The sequence below is a fragment of the Massilia sp. CFBP9012 genome, assembly GCF_034045115.1.
Classification (GTDB): domain Bacteria; phylum Pseudomonadota; class Gammaproteobacteria; order Burkholderiales; family Burkholderiaceae_D; genus Telluria.
Map to the genome: position 1 here is coordinate 137,622 of NZ_JAXCWM010000010.1, position 17,133 is coordinate 154,754.

Genomic DNA, 17,133 nt, shown 5'->3' on the forward strand with positions numbered 1-17,133 from the left:
GATGTCATCCCGATGAAAAATCGCTGATTGGATAGCAAGATTTGACAAACATGGCGTCCATGATGCCTCCAGAATGCGATGCATAAACAGAGACGCCCGAACGTCCAGAAGCATCGCGACCGCAAGGGTGTGTAGAACGACCAACCTGGTTTTGGAGAGGCACATGAACGATTTTGTGGCACGGCAGTATCAGCGCACCGCGATTGCGGCGGCGGTGGCAGGGGTGGCGATGTCGATGGCGCAGGCGCAGGCGCTGGCACAAGAGGCGCCCATCGCCGGACCGCAGACGGTGGTGGTAACCGGCGTGCGCGCCGCCCTCGAACAGTCGCTGCGTCAGAAGCGCAACGCCGACGCCGTGGTCGAGGTCGTGACCGCCGAAGACATCGGCAAGATGCCCGATAAAAACGTGGCCGATGCGATCCAGCGCCTGCCGGGCGTGAACACGCAATCGTCCGCCGGCGGCGAGGGCGGCTTCGGCGAGAACGACCGCGTCAGCCTGCGCGGCACCAGCCCCAGCCTGCAGCAGACGCTGTTCAACGGCCATGCGATCAGCACCGGCGACTGGTTCGTGCTGAACCAGATCGGCGGCAACGTCGGCCGCTCCAGCAGTTTCTCGCTGCTGCCATCCGAGCTGGTGAGCTCGATCGTGGTCCAGAAAAGCCCCACCGCCGACCTGGTCGAAGGCGGCGTCTCGGGCGCCATCAACGTCATCACGCGCCGTCCGCTCGACTTCAAGCAGCAGCTGACAGTCGAGGGCTCGGTGCAGGCCAACTACAACGATTTGTCCGGCAAGACCGAACCGCACCTGTCGGGCCTGGTGAGCTGGAAGAACGCCAGCAATACCGCCGGCATCCTGATCCAGGGCTTCTCCGAGAAGGCCAGCGTGCGCCGCGACGGCCAGGAAATCCTGGGCTATACCCCGATCAGCGCGACCAGCGCGGCGGCCATCGCCAACCCGGCGCTGGCCGGCGTGGTGGTGCCGACCTTCATCGGCGCGGCCCTGTTCGAGCAGACCAAGAAGCGCGAAGGCGGCGCCTTCGACATCGAGGTGCGGCCGAACCGCGACCTCACCCTGGACCTGAACGGCTTCTATTCGAAACTGGAAGCGCCGCACCAGAACACCAACTCGCTGGCGGCGCCGGCCAACTCGATCAACAGCCTGGGCCTGATTCCGATCAATCCGGTGGTGCGCAACGGCACCCTGGTGGGCGCCGAATTCACCCGCAATGCGGGCGAGGTCGACAATATTTACCGTCCGGATGCGGGCGGCGAATCGTGGTACCTCGACTTCAACGGCAAGTGGCGCGTCAGCGAGCGTTTCAGCCTGTCGGGCAAGGTCGGCAAGACCCACGGCGTAGGCTGGGACCGTGACGACGTCTATTACCAGAACAACGTCGATGGCGGCATGGCTTACGCCCTGAACGGCCTGTCCCCCGCTTCGGTCAGCTACCCCGGCGGCAACACCGCCGTGCCCGGCTCGACCGCCTGGGCCGGCGGCGGCGAATCGCAGTCGGTGGACAAGGAAGAATACGCCCAGCTCGACGGCGAGCTGCGCCTGGATAATCCGACCTTCCAGTCGCTGCGCTTCGGGGCGCGCTGGACCGACCACAAGCGCACCGCCGAGCATCCGCTCGAGACCCGTCCCGGCCCGGTCGGCTTCACCAATCCGCAGCCGGCCTGGAGCGGCCAGATGTACCCGGGCGACTTCGGCAGCGACATCGGCGGCTACAGCGGGCTCCCTTACTTCAAGTACGACGGCGCGGCGCTCGGCGCCTGGGGCGCGATCCCCGGCAATCGCCTGCTGGACTACGTGCTGCGCCATAACTGGATGAACGAGTTCGAGGTGGCCGAGAAGACCACGGCGCTGTACGGCATGGTCGACTTCGGCGGCGATGGCTGGAGCGGCAATATCGGCCTGCGCGCGATCGAGACGCGCCAGCGCACGATCGTCAACCTGCCGGGCGGCCCGACGCCGATCACCGGCTCGGCCTTCGGTCCCTACACCCCGACCACCTTCGAGCGCACCTACCGCGACTACCTGCCGAGCGCCAACCTGAAGTACAACGTGACGCCCGACCTGACCCTGCGCACCGCGCTGGCCAAGACCATCGCGCGGCCCGACTACAGCGCGCTGGGCGGCTCGGTCTCGCTCAACGACGACGCGCTGAGCGGCAGCGGCGGCAACGTGAACCTCGACCCGGTGCGCTCGACCAACTTCGACATCGGCGCCGAGTGGTATTACGCACCGAAGGCGCTGCTGTCGGCCGGCCTGTTCTACATGGACCTGCGCTCGATCGTAGCCCAGGGCACGGCGACCGGCAACTACTACAACAACAAGCGCGAGACCTTTACCGACTACCTGATCACGTCGCCCTACAACACCAGCGGCAAGAACAAGGGCGTGGAGCTGAGCTGGCAGCAGCCGTTCCTGGACAACTTCGGCATGCTGGTCAACTACACCTATGCCGACGGTGAGCTGGACGATGGCGGCGAGCTGCTCAACTCCTCGAAGAACACCTATAACGTGACCGGTTACTTCGAGAACGAGCGCTTCTCGGCGCGCCTGGCCTACAACTGGCGTTCCAAGTACAAGGCCGGCGTGGACCGCGGCGCCAGCCAGCACGTGGACGACATGCCGTCGCTGGCGGCCTCGGTCAACGTCAAGCTGACGGACAAACTGACGCTGACCTTCGATGCGCTGAACCTCACCAACGAGACCATCAAGATGTACGCCGAAAACGAGGACCGGCCGCGCGCCTTCTACTCGAACGGCCGCACCTTCTACCTCGGCCTGCGCGGCAAGCTGTAAGTCACCAAGGGGAGGCGCCGCGTGCGCCTCCCCAACCTGGAATACATCCCATGACGTACCGACCAGACGGCGGCCCGGCGATCGCGATCGCCTGGGAATGCCTCTCCAACTTCACGCGCGACGACGCGTTCACGGCGCGGCTCACGCTGCGCAACGACGGCCGCGACGCGATCGCGTCAGGCTGGACCCTGTGCTTCAACACCTGCCGCAAGATCTTGCCCGAGACGGTCAGCGCCGGCTTCCAGGCCACGCATCTGAACGGCGATCTGTTCAGCCTGCGCATGCCGCGCGGCGACGCCTGGCTGCCCGGGCAGACCCACACGATCGACTACGAATCGCTGCACTGGGCGATCAGCATCACCGACGCGCCTCTGGGCTTCTATCTGCTGGATGCGGCGGGGAGGGCGTTCGACCTGGGTGACCCCGAGATCGCGCCCTTCGTGCTGCCCGAGCAGCGCCACCGCATGCGCGGCGACTTGCTGCCGACGGCCGATGCGGCCTGGCGATTCGAACAGAACGCGGTGCTGTCGCTACTGGGCAACGACGCCGTCGGCCGCATCACGCCGCGTCCGCGCATGGCGCGCTTTGACTCGCGCAGCTGTGTGCTCCGACGCTCGACCCCTTTCCACTGCGGCGCGCATCTCGACAACGAGTCGGCATTCCTGCGCTCGCTCCTGGCCACGCTGCCCGAGGCAGAAGGCGGAGCGTCCATCGCGCTCGAGACCGATCCCGCGATGGAAGCCGAAGCCTATCTACTGGAGATCGCACCCGAGCGCGTCCTGGTGCGCGGCGCCGGCGCGCACGGCGTGTTCAATGGCCTGCAAAGCCTGGCCCAGCTCCTGGCGCCAGACGGCACGCTGCCTTGCGGCAGGGTAGTGGACACACCGCGCTTCGCCTACCGCGGCATGATGCTCGACGTGGCGCGCCACTTTTCCAGCCTCGACACCGTGCTGCGCCTGCTCGACTGCATGGCGAGCTATAAACTCAACCGCTTCCACTTCCACCTGACCGACGACGAAGGCTGGCGCCTGGCGATCGCCGCGCTGCCCGAGCTGACCGAGGTCGGCGCCCGGCGCGGCGTGTCCGAGCCGGGCGAGCCGCCCTGCCTGCCACCATCGTTCGGGTCCGGCGCCGACACGCTTGCGCACGGCGGCAGCGGCTTTTATACGGCAGACGAATTCGTGGCCATCCTGCGCCACGCGCAGCGCCTGCACATCGAGGTGATCCCCGAATTCAATATGCCGGGCCACGCGCGCGCGGCGGTCGAGGCGATGCGGGTGCGCCATGCGCGATTGAGCGCGGCGGGCGACGTCGCCGGCGCCGGGGAATTCCTGCTGAGCGATCCGGATGATGCTTCGGTCTACGAATCGGTGCAGCTGTGGCACGACAATGTGATGTGCATCGCGCTGCCGTCGGTCGACCGCTTCATCGACACCGTGGTCGCCGAGGTCGCGGCGCTGTATCGGCAGGCCGGCGCGCCCTTGCACGTGCTGCACACCGGCGGCGACGAAGTACCGCTCGGCGCCTGGCTCGGCTCGCCGGCCTGCCAGGCGCGCATGCGCGCACACGGCTGGCTGGAGGCGCGCGAGTTGCGCGATGACTTCCAGGCGCGCTGCCGCGCGATCCTGGCGCGCCACGGCATCGCCTTCAGCGGCTGGGAAGAGACCGCGCTGACCTCGAACGGCACAGGGCAGGAGTCAGACGTCTACGTCTGGAACAACGGCTGGGGTTCGGGCCAGGAAGACTGCGCCAACCGCCTGGCCAATGCCGGCCACGAAGTGGTGCTGTCCAGCGCCGCCAGCCTGTACTTCGACTTCGCCTACGCCAAGCATCCGCAGGAACCGGGCTATTACTGGGCCGGCTTCGTCGATACCCGTGAACCCTTCGGCATGGTTCCCCTCGATACGCCGCTGCTGCCTCAGCATGACGCAATGGGCCGTGCGCCGACCCTTGCGCAAATAGCGGCGCTGGCCCCGCTCGACGCCGGCGGACGCCAACGCGTCAAGGGTCTGCAAGGGCAGTTGTGGGGCGAGAATGCGCGTTCGCGCGAGCGGGTCGAGTACCTGGCGCTGCCGCGCCTGATCGGCCTGGCCGAACGGGCCTGGAGCGCGGATCCGGGCTGGAAGCATCCCGAGGAACTGGCCGCCGACTGGAACGAATTCGCCAACCGCCTCGGCCAGCGCGAGCTGCCGCGCCTGGACCGCCAGCCGCAGCCCTGGGCCTACCGCCTGCCGCCGCCCGGCGCGGTGATCGAGGAGGGCCGGCTGCATGCGAATATCGCCCTGCCGGGCCTGGCCGTGCATTACACTCTGGATGGCAGCGAGCCCGGCGCCCACAGCCCACGCTACACGGCGCCGGTGCCGCTCGCCGGCAGCCGCAGCGTGAAGCTGGCCAGCGTCGACACCCGTGGCCGCGCCAGCCGCATCGTCACCCTGAACCTGGAATTGCCATGACCGCGATGAACGACGCTCCTGTCGCCAAGATCGAACGCCGCCATCCGCTGTCCTGGGTCCCGACCCTGTACCTGGCCCAGGGCTTGCCGTTCTACGCGGTGGCGCTGGTGGCGGGCCAGATGCTCAAGAGTATGGGCGTGCCGAATGACCAGATCGCGCGCTGGACCGGTTTATTGGGCCTGGCCTGGGCCTTCAAGGCGCTATGGAGCCCGTTCATGGAGCTCGCGCCCAGCCGGCGCCTGGCGGTGGTCGCCTGCCAGCTGATCGGCGGCGCCTGCCTGGCGCTGGTGGCGCTGGCGCTGCAGCTGCCCATGTGGTTCGCGCTGTGCATCGCGCTGCTGGCGATCGTCTCGCTGGCCTCGAGCACCCACGACATCGTCGCCGACGGCATCTATATCGCCAGCCTCGATGCGCGCGAACAGGCCGCCTATGCCGGCTGGCAGGGCGCCTTCTTCAATGCCGCCAAGTTCATCTCGCTGGGCGGTCTCCTGATCCTGGCCGGGGCGCTGGAACAGCGCTTCGGCATCGAGGCCGCCTGGACCACGGTATTCCTGCTGCTGGGCGGCCTGATGGCGCTGCTCGGGCTGTACCATGTGCGCGCCCTGCCGGCCACGCCCAAGGTGCGCGGCGCGGCGCGCAGCCTGGGCGCCATCGGGGCCACGCTGGTCGACGTGATCAGGACCTTCTTCGCCAAGCCCGGCATCTGGCTGGCGATCCTGTTCATCATCCTGTTCCGCGCCGGCGAAGGGCAGATCCAGTCGATCGGCCCGCTCTTCCTGCGCGATGCGCGCGAGGTCGGCGGCCTGGGGCTCACCACGGCCGAAGTAGGCTGGGCCTACGGCACGGTCGGCACCGCCGCCTTTTTGGTGGGCAGCATCGCCGGCGGCTATTTCACGGCCTGGTTGAGCCTCAAGCGCGCGCTGCCTATCCTGATCCTGGCGATGAACCTGCCGAACGCCGCCTTCTGGTACCTGAGCCATGCCCAGCCCGAGTCGATGCCGTTGATCGTCGGCCTGCTGGGCATCGAGATGTTCGGCTACGGCTTCGGCTTCGTCGGCGTGATCCTGTTCATCATGCAGGTGGTGGCCAGCGGCCGCTACCAGGCGGCCCACTATGCGCTGGGCACCGGCTTCATGCAGCTGGGCTTTGTATTGTTTCGCACGATCAGCGGCGACATCCAGCAGGCGCTGGGCTACCGCGACTTCTTCCTGTGGGTGCTGCTGGCCAGCGTGCCGGTGCTGGTGCTGAGCCGCTTCATGAAGCTGCAGCCCGCGCCGACATCCGCGCCTAGCGCTTCTTGACGGGCAGGGCCAGCCAGCCGCGCCAGCCGCCGGCGCCGTCGCGCTCGACCTTCTGGATGTGCGGGCGGGTGGCGTCCAGCCGCCATACGGCCTGGCGCTCGAGCCAGTCCTCGTACATCGCACGGAAGCGCGGCCAGTCGCCGTCGAAATCGAGGCAGGCGTAGCTGCCGGCCGGCAGCACGCGCAGGCCGAGCGTTGGATCGTCGTCCGGCGCCTCGGCGCCCAAGCCGAAGTCGTAGCAGTATTCGCGTTCGCCCGTGAAGCCGGGATCCTCGTCGAACACCCCATACCAGGATGCGCCGTGCGCGAGGCCCGTGCGTTCGCGCTCGCAGATGAAGGCATTGCAGGCCAGCGACAGGGCGGCGCCCGACTGGCCGAAGAAGCGCTGGTAGCGCAGGTTCACGGCGGGCAGGCTGCGCACCGTGACGCGGCCCGCGACGCTGCCCGGTTCGGGCGGACAGTAGGGCGCCTGCAATGCTGCCAGGTTGCTCGGTTCGGCCACAAAGAAACTGACGTCGCTCTCGCGCCCGACTTGGGCGTCCATATAGGCGCGCCAGCCGCCGTCGCGCCATTCCTTGGCCGACATCGCGAACTGCTGGCGGAAGGCCTTGGAGAAGGCCGCATTGGACGGAAAGCCGCAATCCTGGGCGATGCGCCCGACCGGCACGTCCGGCTCGTGGCGCAGCAGGTGGGCGGCGCGGCGCAGGCGGCGCTTGCGCTGGTACTCGACCGCCGAGAAGCCGGTGAGTTCGCGGAAGATGCGGTCGAAGTGGTAGCTCGAATAGCTTGCCGAGGCGGCCAGGCTGCCCAGGGCCAGCGGGTCGCCGACCGAATCGAGCATCAGGTCCATCACCTCGTACAGGCGCGAATCGCGCGCGATGGCGCGCGATACAACCCGCGGGGGCGCCACGGCATGGGAAATGGGGCTGGATTGACGAACCATCGCATAATGTGTTTACAAATTTGAATCGATTATGCGTCCAAACCTGTCCGCGTGGGGCGCTATGTGTTGCGGGAGCAACAGTCAAGACAGCTCGGGTAAGCGTCTCGCACGACATGGATGGACCTGTCGCGCACGAGAGACGTCTGCAGCGCTGCGACATTGTAATAAGTCACTTACAATGATGAATTGACAACATCTGACCGTGGACGCGATAGCGCGTTACTGTTTACGGAGAAATTATGCAGACGGTACTCTCGGCGGGATTCATCCTTGCCATCGTTTTGTGGGGTGTGATCGCCCCTGACAGCATGGGTGCGGTGTTCGACACCGTCCTCGCATCCGTCACGCGCAATCTCGGCTGGTTCTACCTCTGGGTCGTGCTGGGCCTGGTCGTATTCGCCCTGTTCATGGCGTTCAGCCGTTACGGCAACCTCAAGCTGGGCGACGAGGACGACGAACCCGAGTTCTCGATCGGCAGCTGGTTCTCGATGCTGTTCGCCGCCGGCATGGGCATCGGCCTCGTGTTCTTCGGCGTGGCCGAACCGATCTCGCACTATATCGATGCGCCGCCCGGCACCGTGTCTTCCACCCCGGAAGCGGCGGGCGTGGCGATGCGCTACACCTTCTTCCACTGGGGCATCCATCCATGGGCCGTCTACAGCGCAGTGGCGCTGGCGATCGCCTTCTTCCAGTACCGGCGCGGCGGCGATGCCCTGGTCAGCACCGCGACCGGGGCCTTGCCCTGGCCGATCATCAAGCGCCTGGGCGGCCTGTTCAACGGCCTGGCGGTGGTGGCCACCGCCTTCGGCGTGGCCGCTTCGCTCGGCCTTGGCGCCATGCAGATCAACAGCGGCATGAACAAGGTGTTCGGGCTCGCGATCGGCGAGGCCTCGCAGATCGGCATCATCCTGGTCGCCACCGCCCTGTTCCTGGGCTCGGCGATCAGCGGCGTGACACGCGGCGTCAAGATCCTCTCGAACATCAACATGACCATGGCCGGTGTACTGGCGCTGGTGGTGTTCCTGGTCGGCCCGACGGTGGCGATCATCGACACCTTCACCAGCACCCTGGGCAGCTACGTGACCGAGTTCGTGCGCATGAGCCTGCGCGCTACCCCTTTCCGCGACAGCAACTGGGTCGGCAGCTGGACCATCTTCTACTGGGCCTGGTGGATCTCGTGGTCGCCGTTCGTGGGCCTGTTCATCGCGCGCGTTTCGCGCGGCCGCACGATCCGCGAATTCATTATCGGCACCATGCTGGCGCCGACCCTGGCCGCCTTCCTGTGGTTCTCGATCTTCGGCGGCACCGCGCTGCACATGGAGATCTGGCAGCAGGTCCCGATCTCGGACGCGGTGCGCGCCGACACCTCGACCGCGCTGTTCGCGCTGTTCGACGCCCTGCCGCTGGGCCTGGTCATGTCGGCCGTGGCCACGGTGCTGGTGCTGGTGTTCTTCGTCACCTCGGGCGACTCGGCGGTGCTGGTGCTGGGCATGATGAGCAGCGGCGGCAACCCGAACCCGTCCACGAAGTCCAAGCTGATGTGGGGCGGCCTGATCGCCGGCATGGCGATCAGCCTGCTGTTGGCGGGCGGCCTGAAGGCGCTGCAGACGGCCACCATCGTGTTCGCGGTGCCGTTCTCGCTGGTGATCATCCTGATGATGGTCGCGCTCTACCGCGGCGTCTGCGAGGACTGGGCGGCGCACGAGAAGCGCGAGCGCGAACTGCGCCGCCGCATGCGCCAGATGGTCGAGAAGTAAGTGAAGTGAAGCGCGCCCCTGGACGGGGCGCGCGAGAACTCAGGAGGCCAGCGCGCGCAGCAGCAGGCCGGTGATGTAGGCGCAGTAGGTGCCCAGCGCGTAGCCGATCACCGCCAGCAGTACCCCGACCGGCGCCAGCGCCGGATGGAAGGCGCTGGCGATCACGGGCGCCGAGGCGGCGCCGCCGATATTGGCCTGCGAGCCCACTGCCATGAAGAACAGGGGGGCGCGGATCAGCTTGGCCACCAGCAGCATCAGGCCGCCGTGCACCGCGATCCAGATCAGGCCCAGCAGGAACAGCCATGGGCGGTCGAGCAGGGCGTTCAGGTCCATGTGCATGCCGATGGTCGCCACCAGGATGTACAGCATGGCCGAGCCGATCGTCGAGGCGCCCGCGCCTTCCAGCTTGCGCGCCCGCGTAAAACTGAGCAACAGGCCGAAGGTCGTGGCATACACCACGATCCAGAAGAAGCTCGAGGTCAGGCTGTAGTCCTGCAAGCGCCATTCGGCCGGCAGGCTGGCGATCCAGGCGACTGTGGGGCCGGTCAGCGCATGCGACAGGCCGGTCGCGCCCAGGCCCACGGCCAGCACCACCATCACGTCGGTCAACGTCGGAATGCGCGCATGCTCGGCCTGGTAATGCTCGATCTTTTCCTTGAGCGCGTTGATGGCCGAAACGTCGGCGCCGGTCCAGCGGTCGAACGCCTGGGCGCGGCTGGCCAGGAACAGCAGCACCGCCATCCAGACGTTGGCGACCAGCACGTCGACCGCGACGAACTGGCCGAACAGGGTGGCTTCGACCTCGAACACCTCCTTCATCGCCGCCTGGTTGGCGCCGCCGCCGATCCAGGAACCGGCCACGGTGGTCATGCCGCGCCAGGTGTCGCCGGCCACGGTCTCGGGATGGATGAAGCCCATCGCGACGAAGGACACGATGGCGCCGAGCATCACGCCGGCGGTCCCGGTGAGGAACATGATGACGGCCTTGGGACCGAGCCGCAGCACGGCGCCGAAGTCGATCGCCACGCACAGCAGCACCAGCGCGGTCGGCAGCAGGTAGTCGCGCGCCACCGGATACAGGGAGGAGGCGTTGCCATCGATGATGCCGGCCGTGTTGAGCAGCGCCGGGATCAGGTAGCACAGCAGCAGGGCCGGCACATAGGTATAGAACTTGTGCCAGAAACCGGATTTGCGGGAAGCGCTCCAGAAGACGGCGCCGAGGATGACGGCCAGCATGCCGAGGACGACGGCATCGTTGGTGACCAGCGGGGAAGCATTCTGCATTCGTGGGTCCAGGTGAAGGAGGAAGATGGCTGTCCCGTCTCGACGGGGGCGGACGGCGCATTCTACATTTTTTGTCTTGAAAATCATGTCTTTACCGCATCAAAATATCTTGCCCGCTTCGCCGGGCCTGTCGCCGGTTTGTCCCGCTGACGTCGCGTGCGGGCTTTGGATGTATGGTGAAATGCCGCTTCATCCAGTCACTTCGGAGGTGCGGCATGACGCAAGCATTCAAGGCAGGCGACAAGGTGCAGTGGAAGTCGTCGCAAGGCACGGTCACGGGCAAGGTCAGGAAAAAGCTGACCGCGCCCACCGACATCAAGAGCCATCACGTGGCGGCATCGAAGGACAACCCGGAATACCTGGTGACCAGCGACAAGACCGGCGCCGAGGCGGCGCACAAGCCAGGATCGCTGAAGAAGGCTTGATGGACTACGCTTAAGATTCGCTTCACCTTCGCGCGGCATGCTCGGCGGCGGGTTGTTTACGCCATACTGGCGTTCCCCTGTTGCCGGACTTCCGCATGCGCATCCTGTTGGTCGAAGACGATATCTCCCTGGGCGAAACCATCCAGGCCTGGCTGCGCCTTGACCAGCACGCGGTGGACTGGGTCCAGCGCGGCGATTCCGCCGACACCGCCCTCAAGACCCACCATTACGACTGCGTGCTGCTCGACCGCGGGCTGCCCGGCCTGTCCGGCGACGACCTGCTGGCCCGGCTGCGCAAGGCCGGCAACGGCGTGCCGGTGATCCTGATCACCGCCTTCAATGCGCTGGCCGACCGGGTCGAGGGACTGGACCTGGGCGCCGACGACTACCTGGTCAAGCCCTTCGAGCTCGAAGAGATGTCGGCCCGCATCCGCGCCGCCGTGCGGCGCGGCGCCAACCAGGTGAGCAATGAGCTGCGCCACGCCGACATCGCCCTGAACCTCGACACCAAGGTGGCGACCCTGGCCGGCCAGCCGGTCGCGCTGACCGCGCGCGAGTACAACGTGCTGTACGCGCTGCTGCTCCGGAAGAACTCCATCGTCACCCGCGCCCAGATCGAGGAAGCCCTGTATGGCTGGGGCGACGAGGTGGAAAGCAATGCCATCGAGGTGTACATCCACAACCTGCGCAAGAAGCTCGGCGGCGACAGCATCGTGACAGTGCGCGGCTTGGGCTATCGGCTGAAGAACGATGGCGAGTAAAACAAACGACAAGGAAGCGCCATGGTCGCTGCGGCGCCGCCTGCTGGCCGTCATCGTTTCCGCCAGCACCGTGCTGTGGCTGGCGAGCCTGGGCATCGTCACCGTCATCGCCTGGCAGGAAACCAATGAGGTGTTCGACGACGCGCTGGAGGAGTCGGGCTATATGATCATGGCGGCGACGACCGACTGGAACGAACGCGGCCTGCTGCCGCAGGCGGGGGCGAGTGGTGAACATGGCCGCAAGGTCGACATGCAATACCAGATCGTGGTCGACGGCCGCGTGATCCAGCGTACCGGCGACGCGCCGCTGCGGCCCTATGTGTCCAACTTCAACGACGACCACGGTTTCGCCGAGGCGCTGGCGAATGGCGAGCGCTGGCGCGTTTTCGTGGTGCGCGACGAGGCCCGCAACTTCGAGGTGCAGGTCGGCCAGCAGGTCGATAAGCGGTACGACATCCTGGAAGAGCTGGCCGATTCGCTGTGGCTGCCCGTGCTGGGCTTCCTGCTGCTGCTGGCGCTGGTGTGCTGGGTCCTGACCGGCCGTGTCTTGAAGCCTTTGCGCCGCACCGCCGCCAGCATCGCGGCCAAGACGCCCGACGACCTGGCCCAGGTGCCGACCGCGGGCCAGGCGCGCGAGGTGCTGCCGATCGTGCAGGCATTGAATGGCGTGCTGGGACGGCTGGACGCTGCCCTGCAGGCCGAGCGCCGCTTCACCGCCGACGCCGCCCACGAGCTGCGCACGCCGCTGGCGGGCCTGCATATGCACGTGCAGCTGCTGCAGCGCCAGCATCCCGAGCTGGCCGCGCCATTCCAGAAGCTGCGCCAGGACATCGCGCGCCTGACGGCGCTGGTCGACAGCCTCTTGACGCTGGCGCGCCTGGATCCGCTGGCGCGCGAGCAGCTGGTGCGCCAGCCGGCCCTGCTACCGCCGCTGTTCGAGCGCGTGGCCGCCATGCATGCGCAGGAGGCGGCCGCGCGCGGCATCGCGCTGGCGCTGCGCTGTGAGCTGCACGAGGTGCAGGCCGACCCGCAGATGCTCGAGATCGTGCTGCGCAACCTGGTCGACAATGCGCTGCGCTATTGCCCGGACGGCAGCCGGATCGAGATCGCGGCCGTGCGGCAGGCCGGTCATGCACGCATCGTCGTGCGCGACGACGGCCCCGGTGTCGATGCCGAGAGCCGCCAGCGCCTGACCGAGCGTTTCTTTCGGGTGCTGGGGCAGGGGCAGCAGGGCAGCGGGCTTGGGCTGTCGATCGTCAAGCGCATCGCTGATCTGCATGGCATTGCGCTGGCGTTCGGGCCAGGGATCGATGGGCGTGGGCTGGGGGTGACGCTGGACCTTCCCGCCTGATGGTGTCTTAAGATCGGTTTAATGTCCGGCCGGTGTAATGCGCCTGTGCCTGCCAACAAGTGCAGGCAAATCCCGACAGACCAAGACAAAGGACCGACCATGAAACGTATTTTCCAGATCTCCTGCATCGCCGCACTGCTCGCCGGTTCGGCCGTCGCCGTTGCACAGAATATCGCCGATGCGCCGCCCGGCGCGGCTGTCGACATCAAGCCGGTCTCGGGCTACGCCGGCCCGTCCGGCGCCCCGCTGATGACGGCGAAAGACCTGCTGGCCAAGGGCAAGGACGACCAGTACGTGCGCCTGAAAGGCAAGCTGACCAGCCACAAGGGCGACGAGGACTACGAGTTCACCGACGCCAGCGGCAAGATCACCGTCGAGATCGACGCCGACCGCTTCCCGCAGGGCATGAAGGTCGACCACAACACCACGGTCGAGCTGACCGGCGAGTTCGACAAGGAGATGTTCGGCGAATCGAAGGTGGACGTCGAGCAGATCAAGGTCGTGAGCAATTAAGAAGCGGGCGGCATGGGCGATAATGGCAGTTTGACCGCCATGCCACGCCGCCCATGTACTACGACCACGCCGACCTGAAACACGGCTTCGATGCCGGCACCCTGCAGCGCGGGGAAGACTACGCGCGCAAAGGCATGGTGCGGGCGGCGCGCCGCGACGGCGACCGCCTCGTTGGCGAAGTCAGCGGCAGTGGCAGCGAGCTGTACCGCCAGACCATCCGTTTCCGCGCCGAGCGTGGCGGTATCGGCTTCCAAGGCAGTTGCAGCTGTCCCATGAGCTATAACTGCAAGCATGTGGTTGCCGTGCTGCTGGCAGACCTGGATGCGGTGGCGGCTGCCAGGTCGCCGCAAGCGGTAGCCGCGCTGTCCGAGCGCTGGCTGCAGCAGCTGGCGAGCTTGCCGGCCGCTGTGGGCGCATCTTCCTGCGGCGCCTCCGAGTCGAACCTGGCCTGGGTGCTGGCGCCCGACCCGGCCACGGGCGCCCCGCGTCTGCACGTGCGCCTCGCGCGCCGGCGCAAGAACGGCGATATTTCCACCACCCTACCGATCAACGATATTCATGCAATGATCGGCTCCCCGGCATTGCCTGGCGAAGAGGAATTCCTGCGGCTATTCGTGGCGTTGAAGGCGGGCCGGGTGGTCGCCAGCGGCGCCGCACTATCGGGGCCGATCGGCGCGCAGTTACTCGGACGCTTGTGTAGCGAGGGAAGGCTGCTGTTTGGCTGGTCGGACGACGACATGCGGCGGGGAAAGGTCTATCTCATGCGGCCCGGGCCGCGGCGCCAGGCGAGCCTGTGCTGGCGCTCCGCCGAACAATTCGGCGACGCCGTGACATTGGGCTGGCAGTTCGACGATGCCGGCGCGCCAGATGCGGTGCTGCCGACCGACCCTCCGTACTACCTCGAGGATGACATGCTCGGCGAGCTGGCCTTGCCGCCGTCGCTCGCGGCATTTCCTCCGGCCTTGTTGGTGAGCGTGGCGGCCGAGTCGCCCGCGCTGCACTCCGAGCAACGCGCCGGCATGGCCTTGCGCCTTGCCGATCTTGGGCTGGACCGTTTCGTGCCGCTGCCACAGGCAATCGAGACGCGGCGCCGCAGCGACATCGCCCCCACCCCCTGCCTGCTCCTGGACAGCGTATATACCGACCGCGGCCGGGACCTGGCCTGGCATGACTACGCGATTCCTCACTTCGAGTACGACGGCTGCAGCACGGACCGTGTGAACGAGCCGGTCCTGCGCACGGTGGAGGATGGCGTCGTCCAGCTCATCGAGCGCGATTTCGCCGCCGAAGCCGCAGCCGCCGCCGTGCTGGCCGATCTCGGTTTCCGCGCGCCGCCTGCTGACTCCCCTCTCGGCGACTTGCCCGATGCGCTGCAACTGAACGACGAGGCCGCCTGGGTCGCCTTCACGCGTCGTGACATCCCACGCCTGCGTGCGTCCGGATGGGAGATCGATTTCGATGGCAACTACCGCTACGACCTGGCCGAAGTCGACGACTGGTACGCCGAACTCGACGAAGAAGGCGAGGGCGGCAACGCCTGGTTCTCGCTGGAGCTCGGCATCGTCGTCGGCGGTGAGCGCCATGCGCTATTGCCGCTGCTGGTGCAGATGGTGCGCGCCGCGCCGCGCGATTTCGCCGCGCCCGCGCTGGCCGCGCGCGCTGAAGAGGACGCGCTGATCGTCGAGCTGGATACCTATGAGCGCGTCGCCCTGCCCTGGGGCCGCGTCAAGCCGATCCTGGCCACGCTGGGCGAGCTGTATTTCGGCGAGCGCCTGGGCAAAGGGGTGCGCCTGCCGGCCATGGATGCCGCGCGCCTGGCCGAACTGGAGCGCGCCGCGCGGCTGCGCTGGATCGGCGGCGAGCGCCTGCGCGAACTGGGCCGCAAGCTCGACAGCTTCGGCGGCATCCAGGCCGTCGCGCCGCCGGCGGGATTGCAGGCATCCTTGCGGCCCTACCAGCTGGGCGGCCTGGCCTGGTTGCAGTTCCTGCGCGAATACGGCTTCGGCGGCATCCTGGCCGACGACATGGGACTGGGAAAAACCGTCCAGACCCTGGCCCACATCCTGTTCGAGAAAGAGGCGGGGCGGCTCGACGCGCCGGCCCTGGTCGTGGCGCCGACCAGCCTGATGCCGAACTGGCAGGCCGAAGCCGCGCGCTTCGCGCCCGGCCTGCGCGTGCTGCTCCTGCACGGCAAGGAGCGCGCCGCGCAGTTCGACGCCATCGGCGAGCACGACCTGGTGCTGACCACCTATGCCTTGCTGGGCCGCGACGAAGACGCGCTGCGCCTGCACCGCTACCACCTGCTGATCCTGGATGAGGCGCAGTACATCAAGAACAGCCGTACCAAGGCCGCGCAGACCGCGCGCCTGCTCGATGCCCGTCATCGCCTGTGCCTGACAGGCACGCCGGTGCAGAACCACCTGGGCGAACTTTGGTCGCAGTTCAACTTCCTGATGCCGGGCCTGCTGGGCGACGAAAAATCCTTCAAGGCCGATTACCGCAAGCCGATCGAGCTGGGGGGCGACGTGCAGCGCAAGGACTTCCTGGCGCGCCGCGTCAAACCCTTCATGCTGCGGCGGACCAAGGACAAGGTGGCGACCGAACTGCCGCCCAAGACCGAGATCGTGCTGCCGGTCGAGTTGGGCAGCGCGCAGCGCGACCTGTACGAGACGGTGCGGGTGGCGATGGACCGCAAGGTGCGGGCCGAGATCGACCGCAAGGGCCTGGCGCGCAGCCACATCGTGATCCTCGAGGCCCTGCTCAAGCTGCGCCAGGTGTGCTGCGATCCACGCCTGATCGAGCCATCGAGCGCGACCGGCTCGGCCAAGCTCGATACGCTGATGGAGTTGCTCGACACCCTGACCAGCGAAGGCCGCAAGGTGCTGGTGTTCTCGCAGTTCACCAGCATGCTGGCGCTGGTCGGCGCGGCATTGCGCGAACGCGGCACCGATTTCGTCGAGCTCACCGGCAGCACCCTCGATCGCGCCGCCCCGGTCGCCGCCTTCCAGCAGGGGCAGGTGGGGGTATTCCTGATCAGCCTGAAGGCAGGCGGCGTGGGACTCAACCTGACGGCGGCCGACACCGTCATCCATTACGATCCCTGGTGGAACCCGGCCAGCGAAAACCAGGCCACCGACCGCGCCTGGCGCATCGGCCAGCAGCAGCCGGTGTTCGTCTACAAGCTGATCGCGCGCGGCACGCTGGAAGAAAAAATCCAGGAGATGCAGCGCCGCAAGGGCGAGCTGGCGAATGCGGTGCTGGTCAACGAAGGAGAAACCGAGCTGGCGCCGGGACTGCAGGCGGATGACTTGCGCGCCATCTTTTCGCTGGCGCCACCGGCAAAGGACGCCTAGGGTCTGACTGAATCTGGCGTCATAGCGTCCGTTTGTACATCAGTCCCGCAGCCTCAGCCCGTCATTCTTGCCACTGGCAAAAATGACTTCCCGCGCAGGCGAGAATCCAAGTTCGTAGCGCAGCCACTCCGTGGAAGGGCGGCAGTGAAGCATGAGACTGAGATTCCCGTCTTCGCAGAATGA

The 17,133-nt window shown here is 67.0% G+C and carries 11 protein-coding genes; 9 read left to right on the plus strand and 2 right to left on the minus strand.

Features of this window, described 5'->3' with window-relative positions:
- The first annotated feature begins 163 nt into the window (after positions 1-163).
- Genes SOM61_RS17745 through SOM61_RS17755 form a run of 3 tightly spaced genes read left to right on the plus strand, consistent with a single transcriptional unit; the run spans position 164 to position 6,563 of the window.
- Entirely contained in the window at positions 164-2,809 is a 2,646-nt protein-coding gene (locus SOM61_RS17745; protein WP_320475310.1) for a TonB-dependent receptor, read from the plus strand.
- Positions 2,810-2,859: 50 nt separating this feature from the next.
- Positions 2,860-5,262: a family 20 glycosylhydrolase gene (locus SOM61_RS17750; RefSeq protein ID WP_320475311.1), complete on the plus strand. Its 2,403-nt coding sequence runs from the start codon at positions 2,860-2,862 to the stop codon at positions 5,260-5,262.
- Positions 5,259-6,563 carry an MFS transporter gene (locus tag SOM61_RS17755; protein WP_320475312.1) on the plus strand — a complete coding sequence of 435 codons (1,305 nt, stop codon included), beginning with the start codon at positions 5,259-5,261 and terminating at the stop codon, positions 6,561-6,563. Before SOM61_RS17750 ends, SOM61_RS17755 begins: the two co-directional genes overlap by 4 nt.
- On the opposite strand, the gene SOM61_RS17760 is transcribed toward SOM61_RS17755, so the two are convergent.
- Positions 6,550-7,506 (minus strand): helix-turn-helix domain-containing protein, encoded by a 957-nt coding sequence (locus SOM61_RS17760; protein WP_320475313.1) that lies wholly within the window; start codon positions 7,504-7,506, stop codon positions 6,550-6,552. The two genes, SOM61_RS17755 and SOM61_RS17760, sit on opposite strands and share 14 nt — an antisense overlap.
- Positions 7,507-7,745: 239 nt before the next feature.
- Between SOM61_RS17760 and SOM61_RS17765 the strand changes: the two genes are divergently transcribed.
- Positions 7,746-9,263 (plus strand): BCCT family transporter, encoded by a 1,518-nt coding sequence (locus tag SOM61_RS17765; RefSeq protein ID WP_320475314.1) that lies wholly within the window; start codon positions 7,746-7,748, stop codon positions 9,261-9,263.
- 39 nt (positions 9,264-9,302) lie between these two features.
- Here SOM61_RS17765 and SOM61_RS17770 read toward each other — a convergent pair whose 3' ends face one another.
- A complete protein-coding gene (locus SOM61_RS17770) occupies positions 9,303-10,547 on the minus strand; it encodes a DUF819 family protein (protein ID WP_320475315.1) in 1,245 nt (414 codons plus the stop codon).
- Between the two features lie 215 nt (positions 10,548-10,762).
- Here SOM61_RS17770 and SOM61_RS17775 point away from each other — a divergent pair, with 215 nt between their 5' ends.
- The 5 genes from SOM61_RS17775 (at position 10,763) to SOM61_RS17795 (ending at position 16,950) form a co-directional block, all read left to right on the plus strand.
- Positions 10,763-10,972, plus strand: coding sequence for a hypervirulence associated TUDOR domain-containing protein (locus SOM61_RS17775; RefSeq protein ID WP_320475316.1), 210 nt, complete (start codon positions 10,763-10,765; stop codon positions 10,970-10,972).
- Positions 10,973-11,067: 95 nt separating this feature from the next.
- Positions 11,068-11,733: a response regulator transcription factor gene (locus SOM61_RS17780; protein WP_320475317.1), complete on the plus strand. Its 666-nt coding sequence runs from the start codon at positions 11,068-11,070 to the stop codon at positions 11,731-11,733.
- Positions 11,723-13,084, plus strand: a complete 1,362-nt coding sequence (locus SOM61_RS17785; protein WP_320475318.1) for an ATP-binding protein — start codon at positions 11,723-11,725, stop codon at positions 13,082-13,084. Before SOM61_RS17780 ends, SOM61_RS17785 begins: the two co-directional genes overlap by 11 nt.
- A gap of 99 nt (positions 13,085-13,183) precedes the next feature.
- The gene (locus SOM61_RS17790) at positions 13,184-13,597 is read left to right on the plus strand and encodes a YgiW/YdeI family stress tolerance OB fold protein (protein WP_320475319.1); all 414 of its coding nucleotides are present in this window, start codon (positions 13,184-13,186) and stop codon (positions 13,595-13,597) included.
- A gap of 53 nt (positions 13,598-13,650) precedes the next feature.
- Positions 13,651-16,950 carry a DEAD/DEAH box helicase gene (locus tag SOM61_RS17795; RefSeq protein WP_320475320.1) on the plus strand — a complete coding sequence of 1,100 codons (3,300 nt, stop codon included), beginning with the start codon at positions 13,651-13,653 and terminating at the stop codon, positions 16,948-16,950.
- Positions 16,951-17,133 lie beyond the last annotated feature (183 nt).